This window comes from Prolixibacteraceae bacterium (assembly GCA_019856515.1).
GTDB classification, from domain to species: Bacteria; Bacteroidota; Bacteroidia; order Bacteroidales; family Prolixibacteraceae; genus Halosquirtibacter; species Halosquirtibacter xylanolyticus.
Genome location: CP082230.1, coordinates 1,754,908 through 1,774,471, shown reverse-complemented (window position 1 = coordinate 1,774,471; position 19,564 = coordinate 1,754,908). Strand labels below are relative to the sequence as shown.

General features: G+C 33.9%; 19 protein-coding genes. 7 read left to right on the top strand and 12 right to left on the bottom strand.

Features of this window, described 5'->3' with window-relative positions; translation table 11 throughout:
• Positions 1-3: 3 nt before the first annotated feature.
• The 3 genes from K5X82_06175 to K5X82_06165 are packed head-to-tail and all read right to left on the bottom strand — an operon-like array spanning position 4 to position 2,449.
• A complete protein-coding gene (locus K5X82_06175; protein QZT38478.1) occupies positions 4-1,752 on the bottom strand; it encodes a flavodoxin domain-containing protein in 1,749 nt (582 codons plus the stop codon).
• Positions 1,749-2,213 (bottom strand): bifunctional precorrin-2 dehydrogenase/sirohydrochlorin ferrochelatase, encoded by a 465-nt coding sequence (locus tag K5X82_06170; protein ID QZT38477.1) that lies wholly within the window; start codon positions 2,211-2,213, stop codon positions 1,749-1,751. The genes K5X82_06175 and K5X82_06170 overlap by 4 nt, the downstream gene beginning before the upstream one ends.
• Positions 2,214-2,224: 11 nt before the next feature.
• Complete coding sequence (locus K5X82_06165) at positions 2,225-2,449, bottom strand: DUF2061 domain-containing protein (GenBank protein ID QZT38476.1); 225 nt, start codon at positions 2,447-2,449, stop codon at positions 2,225-2,227.
• A gap of 465 nt (positions 2,450-2,914) precedes the next feature.
• Between K5X82_06165 and K5X82_06160 the strand changes: the two genes are divergently transcribed.
• The gene (locus tag K5X82_06160) at positions 2,915-4,120 is read left to right on the top strand and encodes a transposase (GenBank protein ID QZT38475.1); all 1,206 of its coding nucleotides are present in this window, start codon (positions 2,915-2,917) and stop codon (positions 4,118-4,120) included.
• A gap of 337 nt (positions 4,121-4,457) precedes the next feature.
• Here K5X82_06160 and K5X82_06155 read toward each other — a convergent pair whose 3' ends face one another.
• The 6 genes from K5X82_06155 to trxA (K5X82_06130) form a co-directional block, all read right to left on the bottom strand.
• Positions 4,458-4,646 (bottom strand): 4Fe-4S binding protein, encoded by a 189-nt coding sequence (locus K5X82_06155; protein ID QZT38474.1) that lies wholly within the window; start codon positions 4,644-4,646, stop codon positions 4,458-4,460.
• A gap of 135 nt (positions 4,647-4,781) precedes the next feature.
• Positions 4,782-4,979, bottom strand: coding sequence for a heavy-metal-associated domain-containing protein (locus K5X82_06150; protein QZT38473.1), 198 nt, complete (start codon positions 4,977-4,979; stop codon positions 4,782-4,784).
• Entirely contained in the window at positions 4,976-5,176 is a 201-nt protein-coding gene (locus tag K5X82_06145) for a DUF6132 family protein (GenBank protein QZT38472.1), read from the bottom strand. The genes K5X82_06150 and K5X82_06145 overlap by 4 nt, the downstream gene beginning before the upstream one ends.
• Positions 5,176-5,610: a thioredoxin gene (trxA, locus tag K5X82_06140; GenBank protein ID QZT39092.1), complete on the bottom strand. Its 435-nt coding sequence runs from the start codon at positions 5,608-5,610 to the stop codon at positions 5,176-5,178. Before trxA (K5X82_06140) ends, K5X82_06145 begins: the two co-directional genes overlap by 1 nt.
• Positions 5,611-5,682: 72 nt before the next feature.
• Positions 5,683-5,865, bottom strand: coding sequence for a hypothetical protein (locus tag K5X82_06135; GenBank protein QZT38471.1), 183 nt, complete (start codon positions 5,863-5,865; stop codon positions 5,683-5,685).
• Positions 5,866-5,894: 29 nt separating this feature from the next.
• Positions 5,895-6,239, bottom strand: a complete 345-nt coding sequence (gene trxA, locus K5X82_06130) for a thioredoxin (protein ID QZT39091.1) — start codon at positions 6,237-6,239, stop codon at positions 5,895-5,897.
• A 397-nt stretch (positions 6,240-6,636) separates the two neighbouring features.
• Between trxA (K5X82_06130) and K5X82_06125 the strand changes: the two genes are divergently transcribed.
• A complete protein-coding gene (locus tag K5X82_06125; GenBank protein ID QZT38470.1) occupies positions 6,637-7,746 on the top strand; it encodes a 6-bladed beta-propeller in 1,110 nt (369 codons plus the stop codon).
• Positions 7,747-7,859: 113 nt separating this feature from the next.
• Here the strand turns inward: K5X82_06125 and K5X82_06120 are convergent, their stop codons facing one another.
• The 3 genes from K5X82_06120 to K5X82_06110 form a co-directional block, all read right to left on the bottom strand.
• Positions 7,860-8,972 (bottom strand): acyltransferase, encoded by a 1,113-nt coding sequence (locus K5X82_06120; protein QZT38469.1) that lies wholly within the window; start codon positions 8,970-8,972, stop codon positions 7,860-7,862.
• A complete protein-coding gene (locus K5X82_06115) occupies positions 8,969-9,859 on the bottom strand; it encodes a hypothetical protein (GenBank protein QZT38468.1) in 891 nt (296 codons plus the stop codon). The genes K5X82_06120 and K5X82_06115 overlap by 4 nt, the downstream gene beginning before the upstream one ends.
• Before the next feature lie 93 nt (positions 9,860-9,952).
• On the bottom strand, positions 9,953-10,984 hold the full coding sequence (locus K5X82_06110) for a helix-turn-helix domain-containing protein (protein ID QZT38467.1): 1,032 nt from the start codon (positions 10,982-10,984) through the stop codon (positions 9,953-9,955).
• A gap of 205 nt (positions 10,985-11,189) precedes the next feature.
• Between K5X82_06110 and K5X82_06105 the strand changes: the two genes are divergently transcribed.
• The 5 genes from K5X82_06105 (at position 11,190) to K5X82_06085 (ending at position 19,557) form a co-directional block, all read left to right on the top strand.
• On the top strand, positions 11,190-11,819 hold the full coding sequence (locus tag K5X82_06105; GenBank protein ID QZT38466.1) for a hypothetical protein: 630 nt from the start codon (positions 11,190-11,192) through the stop codon (positions 11,817-11,819).
• Between the two features lie 482 nt (positions 11,820-12,301).
• Positions 12,302-13,696 (top strand): sulfatase, encoded by a 1,395-nt coding sequence (locus K5X82_06100; GenBank protein ID QZT38465.1) that lies wholly within the window; start codon positions 12,302-12,304, stop codon positions 13,694-13,696.
• Between the two features lie 253 nt (positions 13,697-13,949).
• A complete protein-coding gene (locus tag K5X82_06095; protein QZT38464.1) occupies positions 13,950-15,137 on the top strand; it encodes a hypothetical protein in 1,188 nt (395 codons plus the stop codon).
• A 210-nt stretch (positions 15,138-15,347) separates the two neighbouring features.
• Positions 15,348-17,777 (top strand): hypothetical protein, encoded by a 2,430-nt coding sequence (locus tag K5X82_06090; GenBank protein ID QZT38463.1) that lies wholly within the window; start codon positions 15,348-15,350, stop codon positions 17,775-17,777.
• 508 nt (positions 17,778-18,285) lie between these two features.
• Positions 18,286-19,557 (top strand): Gfo/Idh/MocA family oxidoreductase, encoded by a 1,272-nt coding sequence (locus K5X82_06085; GenBank protein ID QZT38462.1) that lies wholly within the window; start codon positions 18,286-18,288, stop codon positions 19,555-19,557.
• Positions 19,558-19,564: the final 7 nt, after the last annotated feature.

Sequence of the window (19,564 nt, the reverse complement as noted above, 5' to 3'; positions counted from 1 at the left end):
TATTTAATATATATCTAATTGAAATCTTTGGGTTTTCTTAAGTCCATCTAAATATGTAATGGCAGCTTCATGGGTCAATCCCCCTTGCTTGGAGATAAGCGTTTTGAGAGACTCTTCTACATCTTTAGCCATATGTTTTTTATCTCCACATATATATATATGGGCATTGTCATTATTGATCCATTGCCACAGTCTCTCTTGTTTTTCTGCAATGCGATGTTGTACATATACTTTTTGCTCTTGATCTCTACTAAATGCAGTGTCTATATGGGTAATAGTACTCTTTTTTAGATAGTGGAGCCATTCTCTTTGATATAGAAAATCACTTTTGAAATGTTGCTCGCCGAAGAATAACCAACTCTTTGGTTTGGTGACAGATTCAATGTTATCAATCTCTTGTATGAAAGATCTGTAGGGGGCAATACCTACACCTGCTCCAATCATAATGACAGGAGCCTGTTTGTCTTTCGGTAGTTTAAATCCTTCATTTGATTCGATAAAAATAGGAATAGATTGTCCCTCTTCTACGCGATCAGATATGTAGGTTGAACACGCTCCTTCTTTCTCTCTCCATTCATTTTTATACCGAATGGTATTGGTGGTTATATGTACTTCTTTCCCAACTTCTTTGGAGCTAGATGAGATAGAATATAGTCTTGGTGAAACAGGGGATAACAATTTGATGAAGTCATCAAAAGAGGTCTGTAGTTCGAGGTCATGAAGTAGGTCAAGTATATCTTTATGATAGAGATATTTCTCCGTTGCTTCCCCATTAGAAAGAATCTGTTGTAGGTAATTAGAACGGGTATACTTTTGAAAATTATTTAATACATGAACAGATAATTTAGTCAACTCGACATATTGCTTCAATATTACCTCTGCTTCTTCACTACTCTCTTTGAATAGAGCAGTTTTATTGGGTGATACATTCAGGTAATTGAGGATGTCGTGGACTAACTGAGGAGGGTTAGAGTGATGAATTCCTAATGTATCTCCAGGAGTGTAATTTAGCCCAGATCCTTCCAGTGAAAGCTCAATATGGTAGACCTCCTTGTTTGAATCTGTTCCAGTGATTCTCTGCTTTGTTAAGATGGTGGCAAAAAATGGATTATTTCTATTATACTTTGAATGTCCTTGTGTGTTGTTGGTATATTCTTTTTTAATTATTCCTTCGCTTGATTGGCTCTTAATGATACGTTGTGTCCACTCTAGTGTGGCCTTCTCATAATCAACACCCACTTTTTCTATCGGGATAATTGGGTTTGCTCCTCTTTTTTCTAATGCATCAAAGAAATCAATACCTGCTTGACAGAATTTAGGATAGCTGATATCTCCAAGAGCAAGAACTCCGTAGGATAATCCATCAAACTGAAAAATTCGTTTCCCTTGAAGCGTTTCCAATGCATCTTGTGCTGTGATTGGAGGAATACCATCTCCTTGAGTACTTACCACAATTAATAAATTCTGAACTTCTCCCCACTTCTTAATCGAAAAATCTTCAATAGAGAAATACTCAGATATGTGATGATTCTGCTTTAAACACTTGTCAATAATCTCAGCAGCATGTTTGCTGTGTCCTGTTTGACTACCATATAAAATGGTATACCTTTGTGGTTCGAATATTTCATCTTTCTCGTTTTGATGACGGGTGTCTAAAAAAGCTGATAAAAATCCATGTGCCCATATCTTTTGGTTCGAATCCCATTGCTTTATAATATTTTCTATTTGTGATATTTCTTCTCTTGTTGTCATATTATATTGGTTAATTGTTGTTTCTCGATATAATTTTGAATTAGATTCCTAACTTTTATAGATTGGAAGACATTTTTACCATTAGATCCTACAGAAATTGTCATATCATTGTCTTTGTAAATAGCTGGTGAAACAAAATCACACATAACTGGATTGTCATGAATATTAACGAGGATATGCTTTTTATGTCCATCTAAGAGAATCTTTTGATCTAGAGTGTCATTATTCGAACATGAATAAATGATGTGGTATCCTTCTAAATCAGAGGTGCTATATGTTTTCTCTTTCCAAGAGATTACCATGTCTTTTATTTGTGGTAATATGGTTTGAGCTATAATACTGATATTGTGGGTAAAACGTTGAAGAAGCTTGACTTTCTTTAGTGCACTTTTACCACCTCCAATAATAAGGATGTTTTTGTCTGAGACGTCGACCAAAATAGGCATGAATTGTTTTGACATGATAGTGTGTTTTAGATTTCATATTCTATGTGACTTTCTTTTCCAATGGAAATGCGATTCCATGCTCTCTCATGAAAAAAGTATAGTAACATCTTCGTGAAAAGTTCAATGCCTCCAATGCTGAGGGCATATTCCCATCTCTCTGTGATGATGTAGGAGATAATTAAAGTGTCTATACTACCTAATACTCTCCATGAGATTGATTTTATAATACTCCGATATGCTTTTTCTTTCACGATACTAAGTTTTTATACATCGTAATGAATGATTATAAAGATCTTATTGTATGTAGAGCAAAAGTGAAATAAAAAAAAAGTCCTTTTGCATCTTGATACAAAAGGACTTTTCTATTTAAGAAGATTTACCTTGAATATCACATACAGCAGCAACAACACATCATACACATGAATGTGCATGAGCAACAAGAAGCTGTATGTAATTTCTGGATATTCATAATTGAGTTCTGAGTTCTAGTTGAATACTTATTTTAATACAAATGTAGAATAACAATTAAGATTTTTATGTCTTTTATTGTTAAGTTACTGTTAATTCAATTATGTTTATATTCGATGTCCAATACTTCGGTAGTTTTCCATATAAACAACTAATAGTCAGTTGTTTATCAGTTGAATTATTTTGTTATATCATTAATTTTCAGTATCTTATATATGTGTAAATTACAATATTTAAGTTGACTACTGATGAAAAAAACGATATATAAGGAATGTATTTCTAGAACACTCTCCAAGATGTCAGATATTGGTTTGGCAAGACGTAATTTTATGATTGAGACAATTTATTTATTCTTAAGTATTATGGGAAAAATAAACTTTTTACAGTTGTCTCGTTATGGATCTAAAAATGAAAAAACTTATAGGAATCAATTTGAAAAACGTTTTGACTTTCTGAATTTTAACTATTATCTACTTGAAGAAAATAAGTGTTCTGAATATGTTATAGCTTTTGATCCTTCATACATCAATAAGTCTGGCAAACGTACTGCAGGAATGGATGTGTTCTGGTCAGGGTGTGCAGGAAAGGCCAAACGAGGATTAGAGATTGGAGGTATTGCAGCAGTAGATGTTGTTAAAAACACAGCCTTTCATCTTGAAGCTGTTCAAACAATACCCAAGCCAAAGCAGAATCTAAATGACTGGTATATTAGTGTGATGACTGAAAGGATATCATCGCTTAAAAAGATATCTAAATATCTTGTTGTAGATGCGTGGTTTTCAAATAGAAAGTTCATAACTAACATGATAGAACATGAAGTAAATGTTGTGTCTCGTCTTCGTTGTAATGCTCATCTTAAATATTATTATACGGGATCAAAGACTGGTAAAAGAGGGAGACCTAGAGTGTATGGTGATAAAGTAAACTGTAAAGAGATTGATGAAAAATACTTTGATTTGGTAGAGGAAACAGAAACTTATACCTTATATTCAGCTGTTGTATATTCGATTTCATTGAAGAGAAAAATACGTCTTGCTTATTATCAATCTTTAAATGGTAAAGGGAAAACGGATTACAAAATGTATTTCTCTACAGACATTAATTTAGAGCCAACAAAGATATATGATTATTACAAGAAGCGTTTCCAAATAGAATTTATATACAGAGATGCAAAGCAATACACCGGATTGAATGATTGTCAGGCTCAAAGTGAAAACAAACTCCACTTTCACTTTAATATGTCTATGACATCAGTGAATATAGCTAAGATAGCTGATTGGCTAGATCAAGAGAGTATACAGCAATCCCCTTTTTCATTGAATAACATCAAGAAGCTGAATTTTAATGAGTTAATGCTAAATGTGTTTTTATCTAAAATTGGGGTAAATACTAACTTGCAGAAAATACAGAAAGTGATAAAAAAGATCCGATTATATGGGACAAATGCCGCCTAAAAACTTCCGAAGTATTGATGTCATGTTAAGATGTTTATTATTAAGGGGTAATAAAGGGGCTATCCAAAGAGATGGTTGGATTTGAATATTTATAATGAAAGAGAGGAGTCGGTTAATGAGGTGACAAAATGAATAGTATAACCGATATCTCCTTATCTCTTTCAATGTAAAACAAACATTACAAAATCAAACACATGTCTTTGGTAGCCCCTTCTAAGATTTGAGCAGTTATTTGAGAGAGGTTGTTGAATTGACATTAAGTACTCTCATTATTTAATGTCAAGATTATAATAGAGTTATAAAAATATTCTTGTTTTGAAGGGAAGTAAATATTAAATCAGCTTTTTATCTTATAAACAGCAGACATACCACATGTTTTTATGCACTGACCACACTCGACACATTTGTCTTTATCAATGACTGGAAGTCCGAATCCATTTTGTGTTATTGCATCAAATTTACAAATGCTGAGCATAGGACAACGGTGGTTTTGAGGACATCTGTTAGGATCAACTGTTAGTGCCATAATTTTAATGTTTAGGACATAAAAGTAAGGATTAGGAAGAAGAAGTATGTTTTTAATGACCTTCTTCTCCACATATCAATAGTATCTCAATGATCTTCATATAGAGCCGACCATAGGTTGTTGGTTCGCAAAGAGTTACTTTTTGTAGTTTGATTCTTTTAGAATTTCATCTATTTTATCAAGATCAGTGTCGTCAGTATGTTCGATATCAAGGCTTTGGGTTGCGATATTTGCAAAGACACCATAAACACCATTGACTTGAAGAAGCTTACTGTTTATGTCAGAAACACATGCGCCACAGCTCACATTTTTTACTTTGAATGAAGTTCTCATTTCTTCTCTTTTTTAAAACTATTGACCATCAATGCTCCCATCAAAGAACCATAAAGCGAACTTCTTATAGGGCTACTTGTGATCGGACATGTGCCAGATTCACAACCAATCCACCTCCAATATAGATAACCTCCAACAGCTCCTATGATAATTCCGATAAGAGTGGCTCTGTATTTAATAATTAATGACTTTATCATCACTTCGTTACTTTTAGAACTTTCTCTATCGCTTCAATAAATGCCTCTTTAGGCATTGCTCCTTTAGCTAATTGAGGTTGTTCGTTCAGTGGAATAAAAAGAAGCGATGGTAGACTCTGAATACCAAAAGCGGCAGCTAGCTCTTTCTCTTTCTGAGTGTCCACTTTGTAAATCACTATTTTATCACCATACTCTTTCGCTAATGCTTCTAAAATAGGAGCAGTCATTCGACATGGACCACACCAATCGGCATAAAAGTCAATAATGGCAGGTTTATTCCCTTTGTATTTCCACACTTTGGAATTCTTCTCATAATCGTATACTCTGTCTAAAAAGTCTTGTTTACTTAATTTGACCGTATGATGTGTCTCTGTCGAAGAGTTAATTTCTTTGTTCTCAGTTTTCACCGCTGCATTACCATTATATGTCACCATGGTAATGAGCATCATCGTGAACAGAATAATATTAAATTTCGTCATCTGTTTTGTGTAATGTTTGTTTGTCTGCTAATTGGTATTATCCTCTTCTTTCTTCTTTGGCACATTACAACTGTTCCCTTGACATCCACAAGATGTATTGGTAAGTGCTTGCCAAATGAGTAGGGCTGCAAATAGAAGCCACCCCCATTGTTCGGATTCGATAGAGTAGTAAATTGCATATCCAGCAAATGCTAGTCTCACGATTCTCATTATATTCCAATTTTTCCAATCGATCATGATTATACGTTGATCAGTTCTTTTTCTATTGTCTCTTCTAAAGCTTGCTTGTGCATTGCTCCCGCTTGTAACTTAGGCACTCCCTCTTTAGGAATGAATAATAGAGAAGGAATACTTCTAATTCTAAATACCGCAGAAAGCTCTTGTTCGTTCTCTGTATTTATTTTATATATATCGATTTGACCATCATATTTTTCAGATAACTCCTCAAGGATTGGCGCAATCATTTTGCATGGATTACACCAGTCTGCATAGAAGTCGATCAACGCTGGTCGATCTCCTTTGAATTGCCACTCTTGATTTTTTTCGTAATTAAAGATTTTTTCTTTAAAAAGATCGGTTGTCATTTTTTTTGTTGCCATAATAATATCTCCTTAAATGATTATTTGATTACAAACTTAAGCGAATGGTTTTTATTAGTCAGTGATAAATGTTACAGAGCTTTTTACCTCCTTATTTGTTTGTAATCGATGTCACAAGGCGATTGTTTTTACAGACCTCGTTCAGTGATAAGTGTTACAGTAGCTTGTTTTGATTAGTATGTTAGGTTGCTGTGTTAATTGTTGGAATATATTTGGGATAGGAGGGACCCAATATTTTTATGATTTTCGTAAAATGTAGTGATATAGTTGTTGAAAAATAATAAATTACAAGAACGTTTTCACAAGTTAAAAATGTAATTTCACCAATGATACATAACTATTGGGGAGTTCCAAATGGGGCTTCTCTATAAAAAATATAACCATGAGAATATACCTACTAATTTGTCTCTTCGTTTCTTGCTATGCCTGTAACAAGGTTGAGATTACGAAATGCAATAAGGTACATGTAAATACATCAACTATCACGAAGAATGTGATTATTCATGCAGATGAGTATCTTGCATTAGAAACCAATGAAGATTGTGTTGTTGGCAATATTGATAAACTTATAGCCTATGACAATAAGATATATATCTTAGATAGAGAGGTAGCGGAATCAATTTTCATCTATGATAATTATGGTCGGTTTATTTCGAAAATATCCAATAAAGGAAAAGGTCTGGGCGAATATTTAATGATAGATGACTTTCTTATTGATGACCAGAATGGGGAAATCCGGATTCTAGATTTGGATCAAGGTAAAATCATATGTTATGATGATAATCGCTTTATAAGGGAGGTTGAGATTGATAATGAATTTTGTTTTATAGAGAATTTCGGAGATCATATCATTGGAATTAATGATTACTGTGGGACGAAAGATGACTGTTATGGGGTGTTAGTTCTTGATAAAAATCTAAATGTAGAAAGAAAGTTAGCTCCATTTACTAAGAATGATCATCGAGTTCTGTGGGAGTTAAGAAAACCTGTTTATAAGGATCAGAGTGGGGTATATATCACCGAAGCTTTTTCCAATGTAATACACCGAATGGATAAAGATTTTAACTACGAACCCTATGTTTATATTGACTTTGGCAAAGAAGCATTTCATCTAGATAAAAATGATGTAGATAGAAAAACCTACTTGAAGGAATTGTCAAAAACAGATAAAGCCTTCTTGGTTGATTATTTCATGAAAAACAATCACTTTACTTTCTTCGAATTCTTTTATCAACAATCTATGACGTATTGCTTCTATAGTGATAATAATCCTCATGAAATCATGTTGACACACTCTTTACAAGATGCCAATGGTGTTGTTTATACCCCAATATATATGGATGAGGATTATATGTATTGTATGGTAAAGGCCTCCAACTTCATGAAAGAAGGTTCTGGATATAAACAGAAAGTGGGGGATATCGATTTGATGAATAACCCCATTCTAGCGAAGATACGTGTGTCAGATATTCGTGATATGATAAAAGAATAATAAATTATTTCCGTATAATAGAACTCTAGGGGATAAGTTTGGCATGAACCACCATGGCACCTTACCCCCGAAATTGTTATTGACCACAATTAGATTCTGACTCGTAAAGGTAGTTATACAACTTTACGGATTATTGGAATACGTCTTATTTGTATGGATAAGAAGAAAGTCAAGAAGATACATGTAGGGGACAGAATTATAAACTTTAGTCCTTTAGTAAGAGGAATATCTTTCAGCATTACAGAGCAAGTTGCTAGAATAATTGGATGAATGATATATACCAAGTATGTGTTCTGTGCAAGCGTCTTCATCAAAGCGTCCGTATGGTTGTATTTTTGTTGAAATAATTGAATCAATAATATGATGATGCCAAATCCTGTTAACTGTTCCCAAATGCAGAAGGCTAGAGATTGCCAGTTCACACCTCCCATAAAGCTTGTGATATTGCCTCCCAGTAGAGAGTTAATAACAAATACCAGAGGAAAGAATATAAAGATCAAACAAAGAACAATGATCAACCATTTCTTTGGAGATAGTAATTGAATTTGATCTAACCAATTTTGTTTGGCTAAGCATAAACCAACATAAAAGAGTACGATATATTGCGCAAAGTGTCCCAATTGAAAATTCAGTATAGGAAGACTATAGCCCAGTGGAATAATGCATCGAATAATAAATGAGATCATGGCTGTAAAAAGTGCAATAAGTATCGTGTTTTTAAAATGGAACCGATGATTGTCATTTTTATGTGATAGCCATGATTCCTTGAAAATTAGTGCTACGATAGAGAAAAGAAGTAGTGCAACGACAAACCATAAAGGGCCAGCACCAAGATGATGGATATCCATTACAAAATCTCTCCATGTCACATCTCTACCATAACCGATCTTACAAATACCATTAACTATGGGAGATAATGCAAACATATATACAAGTAACGGTAGCCCTAATCTGATTAACTTATCTTTTATAACCTTTGGACTACTGTTTTTCGTCGCTGAAAAATAGAGAAAGTAAGATGATAACATAAAAAACATCCCCATAAAGAAGGATTGGTTAATAGCAACAAGCCATGTTAGAAGTGTTGTAGTGATGATATTACTCGATGGTTCTAAATAATACCATAACCCTTGAGCTCCATAAGTAATGGCAAGGTGATGTATAATAACCAAACAAGTCAATAATATTCTAAGGTTATCAATGTAAGTTGTACGATTATTTTTCATTGTTTTAAATATAAAAGTTGTATTTGAAAAAAGAAAGTGTGGTTGAGATCTAATGTTTTTATATCTGTGTGAGACGCATTTTTGTAACAGAGCTCTGTGTTCATACAACCTGTATTTACCTTTAGATAGGTATTGTCTAATATCTTTTTACGAACAAAGCCGCTAATTTTATAACGTTGGTAGCGTAGGTACGAGCTTAACTCATTTTTAAAATGTTGCTGTACTGAATAGTTAAGGAAGGGCATGTTTCCCTCAATGCCATATCTCCATCTGGTGCTTGGAGCATGAGTGATAAATGCATAATCGGGATACCTAAAATAGAGTTGCACATTGTTTATTTGTGCATCAATAATCATTAGTAAGGAGTTGAATTTCTTTTCATATCTCATTGCGTATATATATCCTATTCCAACATTGAGGTGAGATGATAATCTCTTTCCAAAAAGAACGGAGCTTTGATGACGAAGGTTCTCTATGTTAGGTTTTAGTTGAGTTGAGGAACTCATATAAGGTAAAATCTCGCCGTAGATATAGAATTTATTTCTCAATAATTGTAGATAAGCGAGCTTATAACTAGCAAACCAGAGATTCGAAATCTCAACATCTTGAAGAACTGAAATGGATAGTTGATTAATGGAAGCTCCCTGAATTATGAATGATCTATTTTGGTTGAAAATTAATGGGTAGTTGAATTCTAACTCAATCAAATTTGCCAGAATATTCTTAGATTGGTCCGTTGATTGAAGAGAGGAATTTAGAAATTCGTTATTTAAACTTAATACAATGAATTCATCTTTAATATTACTCTTGTGATCTGAATGGAACGCAAGACACTCGTTGACATTCAAGGCCATCATAATATAGAAGCTTAAAATTACTCGAATCATTTACACGATTGTTTTACTTTGTTTTAATTGATTATGAAGCAAAACTATAGTGTACATTGTCTGTAGAATAATTTCAACCAATTAGATGCATATCTATTCCGAAATAGATGTGTTTTTATTCATTTTCTTGAACTCAGAAGGTGAGAGGTTGGTGATTCCTTTAAAGGCTCGATTAAATGATGATGGGTTAGCATAACCAAGTTGATAAGAGATCTCTTTCATACTCATGTTTGGTGATTTGATTATAGTCTCTTTTGCTTCTTTAATTCTATAGTTATTCAAAAATTGATTGAAGTTGGTATAACCACATCCAGAATTAATTGCTCTTCTTACAAGATACTCTTTGATTCCAATTTTATCACTCAGATCAGTTATTGTCAGACCAGGTACCCTGTATATTTTGTCATTTTCCACTATCAATTTGATTCTAGTGATAATATCATCTAATCGTTTACTGTTATTTGATGATGTTGTTTTATTAGTATATAAATCACTCTGATGTATTGTAATGTCAACCTTAATCTCGACCAATAAAGAAATAAATATAACTTGACTAATTAATGCAATAATGATTAATGGAGTAGGAAGTTTAAATGGGTGAATATTGGAGAATGAAATCAAAAGTGTAATTCCAATTATTGCATTAATGATGATTGTATTATAACGACTAATTCTTCTCTTTTGTACAAGATCCATTTTATAGCCTTTACAGGCCAAAAGTGTGGCGTAAACTAGGATTGAAATGGATATTAAATACCCAAATTTTGCCATAAAACGGTATTTTACGATGAAGGAAATTAGAAATAATAATAGGTCAATAAAGTAGATTACTAGAAGGATTAAGATAGTTCTCTTGAAAGAGTAATTTTCATCTGAAAAGTACTCTTTACAAAACAATGCATAGGTAAATGGTAGAGCAACTGATATTGGGAATAGGAGAAAAAACACCTTTTTATTGGATAGAACTAGATCCGAATATGTGCTGTAGAATATAATACAGTTTAACGCAAGTGTTAAAATGATCCATGCAATTCTTGATTTTGGTTTGTATCTAATAATTTGTGTGATAATAATTGAGAGTACAAAAAAGAAGATAGATTTAATAACGATTAATACGTATGTCATGTTTAAAATAGTTTGTGACGATTTGTAGTTGAAATTTTGAATTAACAGAATGGACAACTTATCATAAATAGTTGGATATAAAGGTTGTCAATTTCAGAATTGTTCTCCAATTCCGAAATTGATAATCTTTTTTTTAATATGATAACTATCCATTTGTCTTATCACAATAAATTTGCCATTCAGATTATCTTAATAATTCAATATAATGAAAAGAAAATTAATCTCGGTTTTCGCCTTGATCAGTCTCTATTTAATCTCTTTCAAATTAGAGGCACAAGAGTCACAAAAGAACTTAATGGGAATATTTACGGGTGGAGAAGCTGTACACCATATAGGATGGTTCATGAGTCCTGAAGTGAGAAGTTTCTACAACAAATCACAGTTCAAAGATAATAAGAGTTTACTTGTTGGTGGTAAATTAGGGCTTATGATTAATCATTCATTCTATTTTGGTATTACAGGCTATGCCAAAATAGGTGATATGCGATATGAAAAGCAAGAGACTACAGTAGGAGTCGGTATGGGATACGGTGGTCTTTTTATCGGAAAATCATTCCTATTTAATGAAATAATTCATCCAAGAATAGGATTAAGTGGTGGATATGGAGGATCTTCTGAATACTTAATGAAAGATAATGTAAGAGGCGCCAATCACGTTGCAGGATTTATGTACATAGAACCAGAATTGGCCTTAGAGATCAATATTAGCAATCATGTACGTCTCGTTACAGGGGCAACTTATCGGATAGTGAATATGTCAAATTTTGAATTACTCTCTACTGGTGATTTAGATGGTCTATCTATCAATTTAGCTATTGTTTTTGGTAAATTTTGAGTTTTGTATAACATTATTTATACAAGTTTCTTTGTAATTCCTTCCATAGTTTTCATAGGAACTAATATTTGCTCTTTCATTAGAAATTTCATTGAGATTTATTAGAACTTATTGGGCTTGTTCATTAAAATAGTAAAGGACCTGTTTGTTATCATTAGATTTTGAACAGGTTCTTTAGTTAAAATAATTAATATGTTTTTATGTAAACCGATTTACATAAAAACATATATTGTTGTAATCCATGATTTAATAATTATTTCCTAATCATCGTCTTCCCTCTTCCTCTTCTTGTATATACCTGTCGTCGGGTCAATCTCTTCCTTTACCCCTGCGATATCAAATAGTATCTACAAATTCTCACAAAGATTGCCACTAATACTCAGTATTTTAGACATTAGTAAACAATCCGTGGATATTGTCAAACACCAGAGTTGTTCTGTTCTCCTATATTTGTTCGTAAATAAAATAAACTGAAAACACACATGACATATCGTATCTACAGTTCTTTCTTGGGACTAATTCTATTATTATGTTTGAGTAATATCACTTTTGCTAAAAAACAACAACCCAATGTGGTGCTTGTTGTAATTGATGACTTGGGATGGAAAGATCTAGGTTGTTACAACTCTAGTTTATATGAGACTCCAGCCATTGATAAATTGTGTAGCGAAGGAGTTCAATTTACAGACTCATACTCTTCCCATCCGATGTGTATTGGTTCTCGCTTTTCGATTATGACGGGAAAGTATATGGCAAGAAATCTAAAGAGCAAAGAGTATGGTATCATGGACTTAAAAGAGTTTACTATTGCCGAAGCGATGAAGGTGGAAGGATATAAGACTTTCTTTGCAGGCAAATGGCATCTTGGAAATGAAAAAGCATATCCACAACATCAAGGATTTGATATCAATGTCGCAGGACATCATAAGGGATCTCCAGGATCTTATTTCTATCCATATAAGCGTAAAGGAAAACCGGAGTATGATACTCCTGGTTTAGATGATGGGAAAGAGGGAGAGTATATCACCGATCGTTTGACCACAGAGACCGTTCGTTTTATTAAGAAGAATCGTAAGAAACCTTTCTTTGTAATGCTTTCTCACTATGCCGTACATACGCCATTTGAGTCTAAAACAGATTTGAAACAGAAATATGATAAGAAAATCAAATCACAGAATATTAAAGTAGGTTCAAGCCAAAAGGTTTGGAAAGCAGATGAAAAGTTATTCCAAGACAATGCAACCTATGCTGGCATGATTGAGAGTGTTGATCAGAGTATTGCCAGAATTGAAGCGCAATTAAAGAAGCTGAAATTAGATGATAATACGATTGTTATTCTTACCTCTGATAATGGGGGAGATGCTTGTAAAATGGGACATAGAGGTAAAAGTACCTCAAACCTCCCTTTAAAAGCAGGAAAATGCTGGTTATATGAGGGTGGAATACGTATTCCATTAATTGTTAAATGGCCCAATAAGATTCGCCCAGCAAAATCGTCTCATATGGTTTGTAATGTTGATCTCTACCCAACCATTCTAGACCTAGTAAAGGGAAAGGAGTATCCAAACCAATACTTAGATGGAACTAGCTTCTCTACGACTTTATTGAAAGGAAAGAGTGCGCAGCGAAAACCAATATATTGGCATTTTAATGTAGGTACTCGTCTACAGAAAATCATTGGAATGCCTAAGGCAACCGCAATGAGAGATGGTAAATATAAGTTGATTGAGTGGTACGAAAGTGGAAACTATGAGCTTTATGATATAGAGAGTGATATATACGAATCACAGAACTTAAAAGATGAAAAACCTGAGTTAGCAAAAAGTATGCTAAAACAGTTAAGAGAATGGCGCAAGGAGGTGAAAGCGCCTAATTAATAGTTGGATTATTATTTTACAAAGGCGAGGCAGCAACTGTTAGTCAATCTATGTATGCTAAATAATTAGAGCCAAATTGATTGTTGTAAAAGTGTAGATTGTGTTGATGTCTCCCTTTATTTTTATTGATACTTTCAGGATATAAAGTATCATGTTAATCTCTATTCATAAAATTAAATGGACTACTGTTGAACTATATATTGATACTTTGGTCGAACGCTTAAACTTTATACTAATGACACCTTTTTATAATATGAGAAAAAAGACAAACATCTTTGGATATATACTTCTCGTTTCCATTACCTTTTTTATTACATTAAATGCTTTTGCAAAAACAATATCTGATGAACGCAGTACCTCGACAAGAAGAAAACCTTGCTGCGGGGCAAAAGAACCGTTTATTGTCCTTGGTTACCTTCGCCCTAATGAGTTTGAGGATATCGATAAAATGGATCTAAGTAAGACCAATTATATCAATCTCTCCTTTGCAAATATCAATGAGGATGGAAGGTTGATGTTCAAGAAAGATTTTAAACCGTTGGTGAAAAAACTAAGATCTAAAGATATTCGTGTAATGATGGCTATCGGAGGTGGCAAAGTTCATGGTAAGACCGCAGACTATTGGAGAAAGCATCTTTCAGATCCCTATAGAAGTAAATTAGTTGCTAATATGGTTCAATATGTCGAAAAGCACAAGTTAGATGGTATTGATGTCGACTTTGAGAATCAGTTTTTAACGAGTCTAGGAGAAAACTTCAACTTATTTGTATTAGACTTACAGAAGTCACTACATGCAAAGAACAAGCAGATAACAGCTGCTTTTCCCTGTCGAAGAATTAATGCGAATGTCTCAAAGGAGGCTATAGGTGCTTTTGACTTTATAAATATCATGTCCTATGGTACAAAAGGTCCATGGAGACCAGACAATCCTGGTCAACACTCACCTATGTCTCTTGTTAAAACAGTTAATGACTTCTGGGTCAAAGAGCAAGGGGTACCCCATGATAAAATTGTATTTGGACTTCCTTTTTATGGGTTTGATTTCGATCAAATGAAAGGAAATAAGAAAGGTGGGGTAATATGGTCGAAGATTATCAAGAAAAATCCAGAGTATGCTTACATAGATCAGGTAGGACAGTTGTGGTATAATGGTATTCCAACTATTGCGAAGAAAACACACGAAGCTTTAAAATTGTTCGGAGGTGTAATGGTGTGGTCCTATGGTACTGACGTTTACAATGATATGTCTCTCTTAAAAACAATAAATCAAGTGATCGAAGCCGGTCTGAGAGAGAATCAAGATATTCAAACATTTTATCAAGATGGTGATGGTGACGGTTATGGAGATTTGAATAAACCATTTCAAGCATACAACACACCCAAGGGATATGTTGCTAATAGATTAGATACGAATGATAGGGATGCAACAATTCATCCATAAGATTATTGTTTGATCTAAGAATAACAGCACTTACCCTCACCTATTAGGTGCTGTTATTCCTTTAATTATGTCTATTATAGAGATGCGAAGAAAGCAGATGAATTATTGAAGAGGTAAGGTTCATTCCATTTTTATCTATTGGGCTTCATCGTTCGAATTCATAGATTTTGCGATAGGAGAGATGTTTTATTGATATATAAGAATTAAAATATGAGAATAATAAAAATCAAAAAAATAGATTTTTATTATCTTGCATTTATGAATCTATATCTTAGCTCATCTAAATTTTGGTGTACAATTATATTTTACTTCATCCAATTGATTTTTCCCTTAGGTGCAAACTGTAGTGTGAATCTGGATGAAGAGATAATCCTTTGTGATTATGTAAGAAAGAACAGTTCCAATCAAATATCTGATGGGTATAGAGCATTCATCGTTTCATCCGAAGTACAGCTTTCTAATATTTTGGATAGTTCATATCATTTTTTGAAGAGAAATGAAGAGGAAATAATTATTCTCATACTTGAAAATCCCATCCCAACAGCAAAGAGCCTGATCGAAAAACATAAAGCATATGAACTCCTAGAAACTCCTTCTTCTACTTTTATTCGTAGTATTGACCTGCTTGTGAAACAGAATAAACGCCTCATTATTTTTTCTAACGAGAGCTCCTTGACCTTTTTCAATAAAAGAGATCATATATGCTATTATGAGGTAAATGATACGTTTCCTGTAGATTATATGTCTGGTTTTAGAGGAGATCAATCAAAGGACTTAGTTGTTTTCAATATGGATAGTTACGCTTTGAGCCATAGTGAATCACCAGTAGACTCTATTCCAATCCAGTTTAACTCTATTTCGGGCAAATTACCCAACTTCTTTATGACAGAGTTTCCTCAATATTATCACTCTTTTATAGAGTATATGGGTGCTTATAAGTGGCATACTGCAACTGTTCGAATGAATGACTCTCTTTTGAGCGATATGAGCTGGAAGGAGATGCCTAGAATGAGATCTTATGGTAAGGTTCATACTCATGAACGTCAGATTAGTCCACAAAAGGATGGATTTCAATTCTCCCCAGATGTATTCCAATTTAATAAGATTAACTCCTTTGAAACGAAGATATTTCATGCAACCCCAAGAGAGCTTACTGATGGTCTAATTCTTTTTCTTGATTTCAGTAAAGACAACAATAACTTGTTGAACGAAGGGATGATACCAACCTATAGCAAACTGAAGTATGTAAAGGATGAACAGAGGAAGTGGTGTGCCTCTTTTAATGGTGAATCAGACTATATTGATTATGCTTCAGGACTTGATATCATAGACAATTTAACCCTATCTGTATGGGTTAAACCTGAGAATATTGAAGGGAATCAAAGTATACTAGGTAAAGGAGAAACTTTTTCAGTTAAATATAGAGATGGTCGACTGCTATTTACTTCGCCAGGAATTAAAGATCATATTACAGATTCTATCGTTGTTAAGAGTCATCAATGGCAACATATCTCATATGTATTTTCCGCCAATAAAAAGTTGCGGTTTTATATAAATGGTATTTTTGTAGGAGAGAAGAAAGCTGCAGGTGTTACCCCGACCAATAATTCAGTATTGATTGGAACAAATCTTTGGGGAGAATATTTTCATGGGAAGATGGATGATCTGGCAATATGGAATAGATCATTAAGCGATGAAGAGATCATCAAAATATATCAAAAAGGGATTTCATTAGATAGTCCCAAACGCAGTAAATGGTATCTTTTAGGAGTTAGCTGCTTAATCATATTAGTCCTATTGATCTATTTATACAGACGTTCAAAGCGTGGCATTGGTTTACCATACTTCAAAAAAAATAGTCTGATAAACAAACCATCTAACAAGGAACATAGAAGAGATACAACTCCTATAATTGCTCCATCCATCCAGCTTATCGGTAGATTTAGGATGATCAATCGAGATGGTACTGATATATCGTCGAAGTTCTCTACCAGAAGAAAACAACTGTTCATCTTAATCTTGTTATCAAAATACAGAGGTGGAGGGATTGTGTCCTCACAGTTAACAGATAATCTATGGCCTGGGTATTCATCAGATAAAGCAAAAAACAACCGTAGTACTCAAATGAAGAGACTTCGCGAAATACTGAATTTAGATACGGGAGTGTCTATTGAGTTCTTTAATAAAAAATGGTGTATTAATCTTGAACATGATGTTTATCTCGATTTAGATCGATATTTTCAACTCCAAAATAAGATTATTGAAGACCAATATATTCATCTTCCAGATATTGAAGATCTTCTAGATATCCTCGAAAAAGGGCCTCTACTCCCGAACCTAAATGAAATATGGTTAGATGACTTTAAATCTCAATTTGAAGATAAGCTCTTCGATCTATTAATGCCACTATACGAAAACCAAGATTTCATATTAGATAATCATCGTGTTATCCGATTATCCAATGTGTTACTTATTTATGATCCTTTAAATGAAGTTGCTATAGAGCACAAAGTCCGATCGCTTATTAGTTTAAATAAGATATCATTGGCTAGAGACTCTATTACTCATTTCTATAAAATATATCAGCAGTACTACAACCAACCTTATGATGGCTCTTTATCTGAGCTTTTTGAGATGTAGCCTTATGCGAAAAGAGTAATTAAAGTATACCAAGTCTTCTTCATTCTACCACCTTCAAAATTAATGATCACTTAGGGCTTTATCTCTTCTTCTCAAACACCATGTGACCAACTTATCATAGTTTGTATAAAAGCTACTATTGGAAGTATCTTATTCCCTAATAGTACTCGCTTCTCCTTTGATACGGCACATGTTCATTTGATTAGATTGTTCTTGTTCGAGGAGCTTCTATTTCAACTTTCCAAACGATAAGCATTGATCAAAAACGTCTGTTTTCCGATCATTGGAATGTCTGTTTATGTCTGATCAATGTTTGAATATGTTTTTTAATTTAATAAAATGCAAGGTGTTTATTGTTTAAAATCAGATGTTTACTGTCGTATTTGAAGTTGTTACCCCTATTGTTACCCTATTTTTTAACCTCCCATATGATAATATTGGTCATAGATTTTACGATCAGTGTTTACTATGAAACATGTCACAAAATGTTTCAAAAACCAATCATCTTATGGATAAAAAAATGAAGAGTGATAGACGAAAGTTTCTGAAGAATTCCTTATCTGCATTGGCTGCAATAACAATTGTGCCAAGACATGTCTTGGGAGGGAATGGTTTTACTGCACCAAGTGACCAATTAACTAAAGCAATCATAGGTGTTGGAGGAATGGGGCGTGGCCATATCTCATATGAAGGAACTAAACTTCTGGCTGTATGTGATGTGGATCGAAGTCATTTGAAGAAAACATTGGATAAGGTTGGAAAGGGAGTGACAGGTTATACTGATTATAGAGAGTTACTACTTCGAAAAGATGTTGATGTGGTTCATATCGCTACGCCTCCTCACTGGCATGGGTTGATGGCTGTTGAGGCTGCAAGAGCTGGCAAAGATATTTGGTGTGAAAAACCAATGACTCGTACCATAGGAGAAGGAAAGCGTGTGGTGGAAGAGGTAGAGAAGCATGGTAGTATGTTTCGATTAAATACATGGTTCCGATTTAAGGATACTTTTTATGGCCTAGGTACCCCTGTAAAACCATTAAAGAAAGTCATTGATAGTGGCGTTCTTGGGTGGCCATTAAAAGTTACAGTGAGTGGTATAACAGGCTACAACTGGAAATTCTTTTGGAGTGGCAAACATAATCTGCCAGAGATGCCGATTCCTAACCAGCTAGACTATGATATGTGGCTTGGTCCAGCTCCTGAAAAACCATATAATCCTGCCCGTGTTCATTCTAATTTTAGAGGCTATTGGGATTATGATGGAGGTGGATTAGGAGATATGGGACAACATTACTTAGATCCCGTACAGTATCTTTTAGGTAAAGATGACACCAGCCCAATTCGAATAGATGTAGATGCACCCCAACAGCATTACGATGCTGTCGGTTCATGGAGAAGGATTGAATACACATATGCTGATGGGTGTAAGATAATCTTAGATGGTGAAAATAGAGATAAAGATGCTGCATATATTGAAGGTCCGAATGGAAAGATCTTTAAGAATTTTAAATCGGACATCCCCAACTTAGATAAGTTAATTGAGACACTTCCAGATCCAGAGCCTCAGATCGAACTATTTAGTGATTCGGTACGAACTAGACAGAAATTTGCTTTGAATGAAATGAATGGTCATCGATCATGCACACTTGTTAACCTCGGGATCATTGCTGTTCGACTTGGTCGAAGTCTTGATTTTGATCCAGATAAGCAAGTATTCATAGATGATGAAGGTGCAAACCGGTTGATTGACCAACCAATGAGAGCACCATGGACATTTTAAAGAAGTA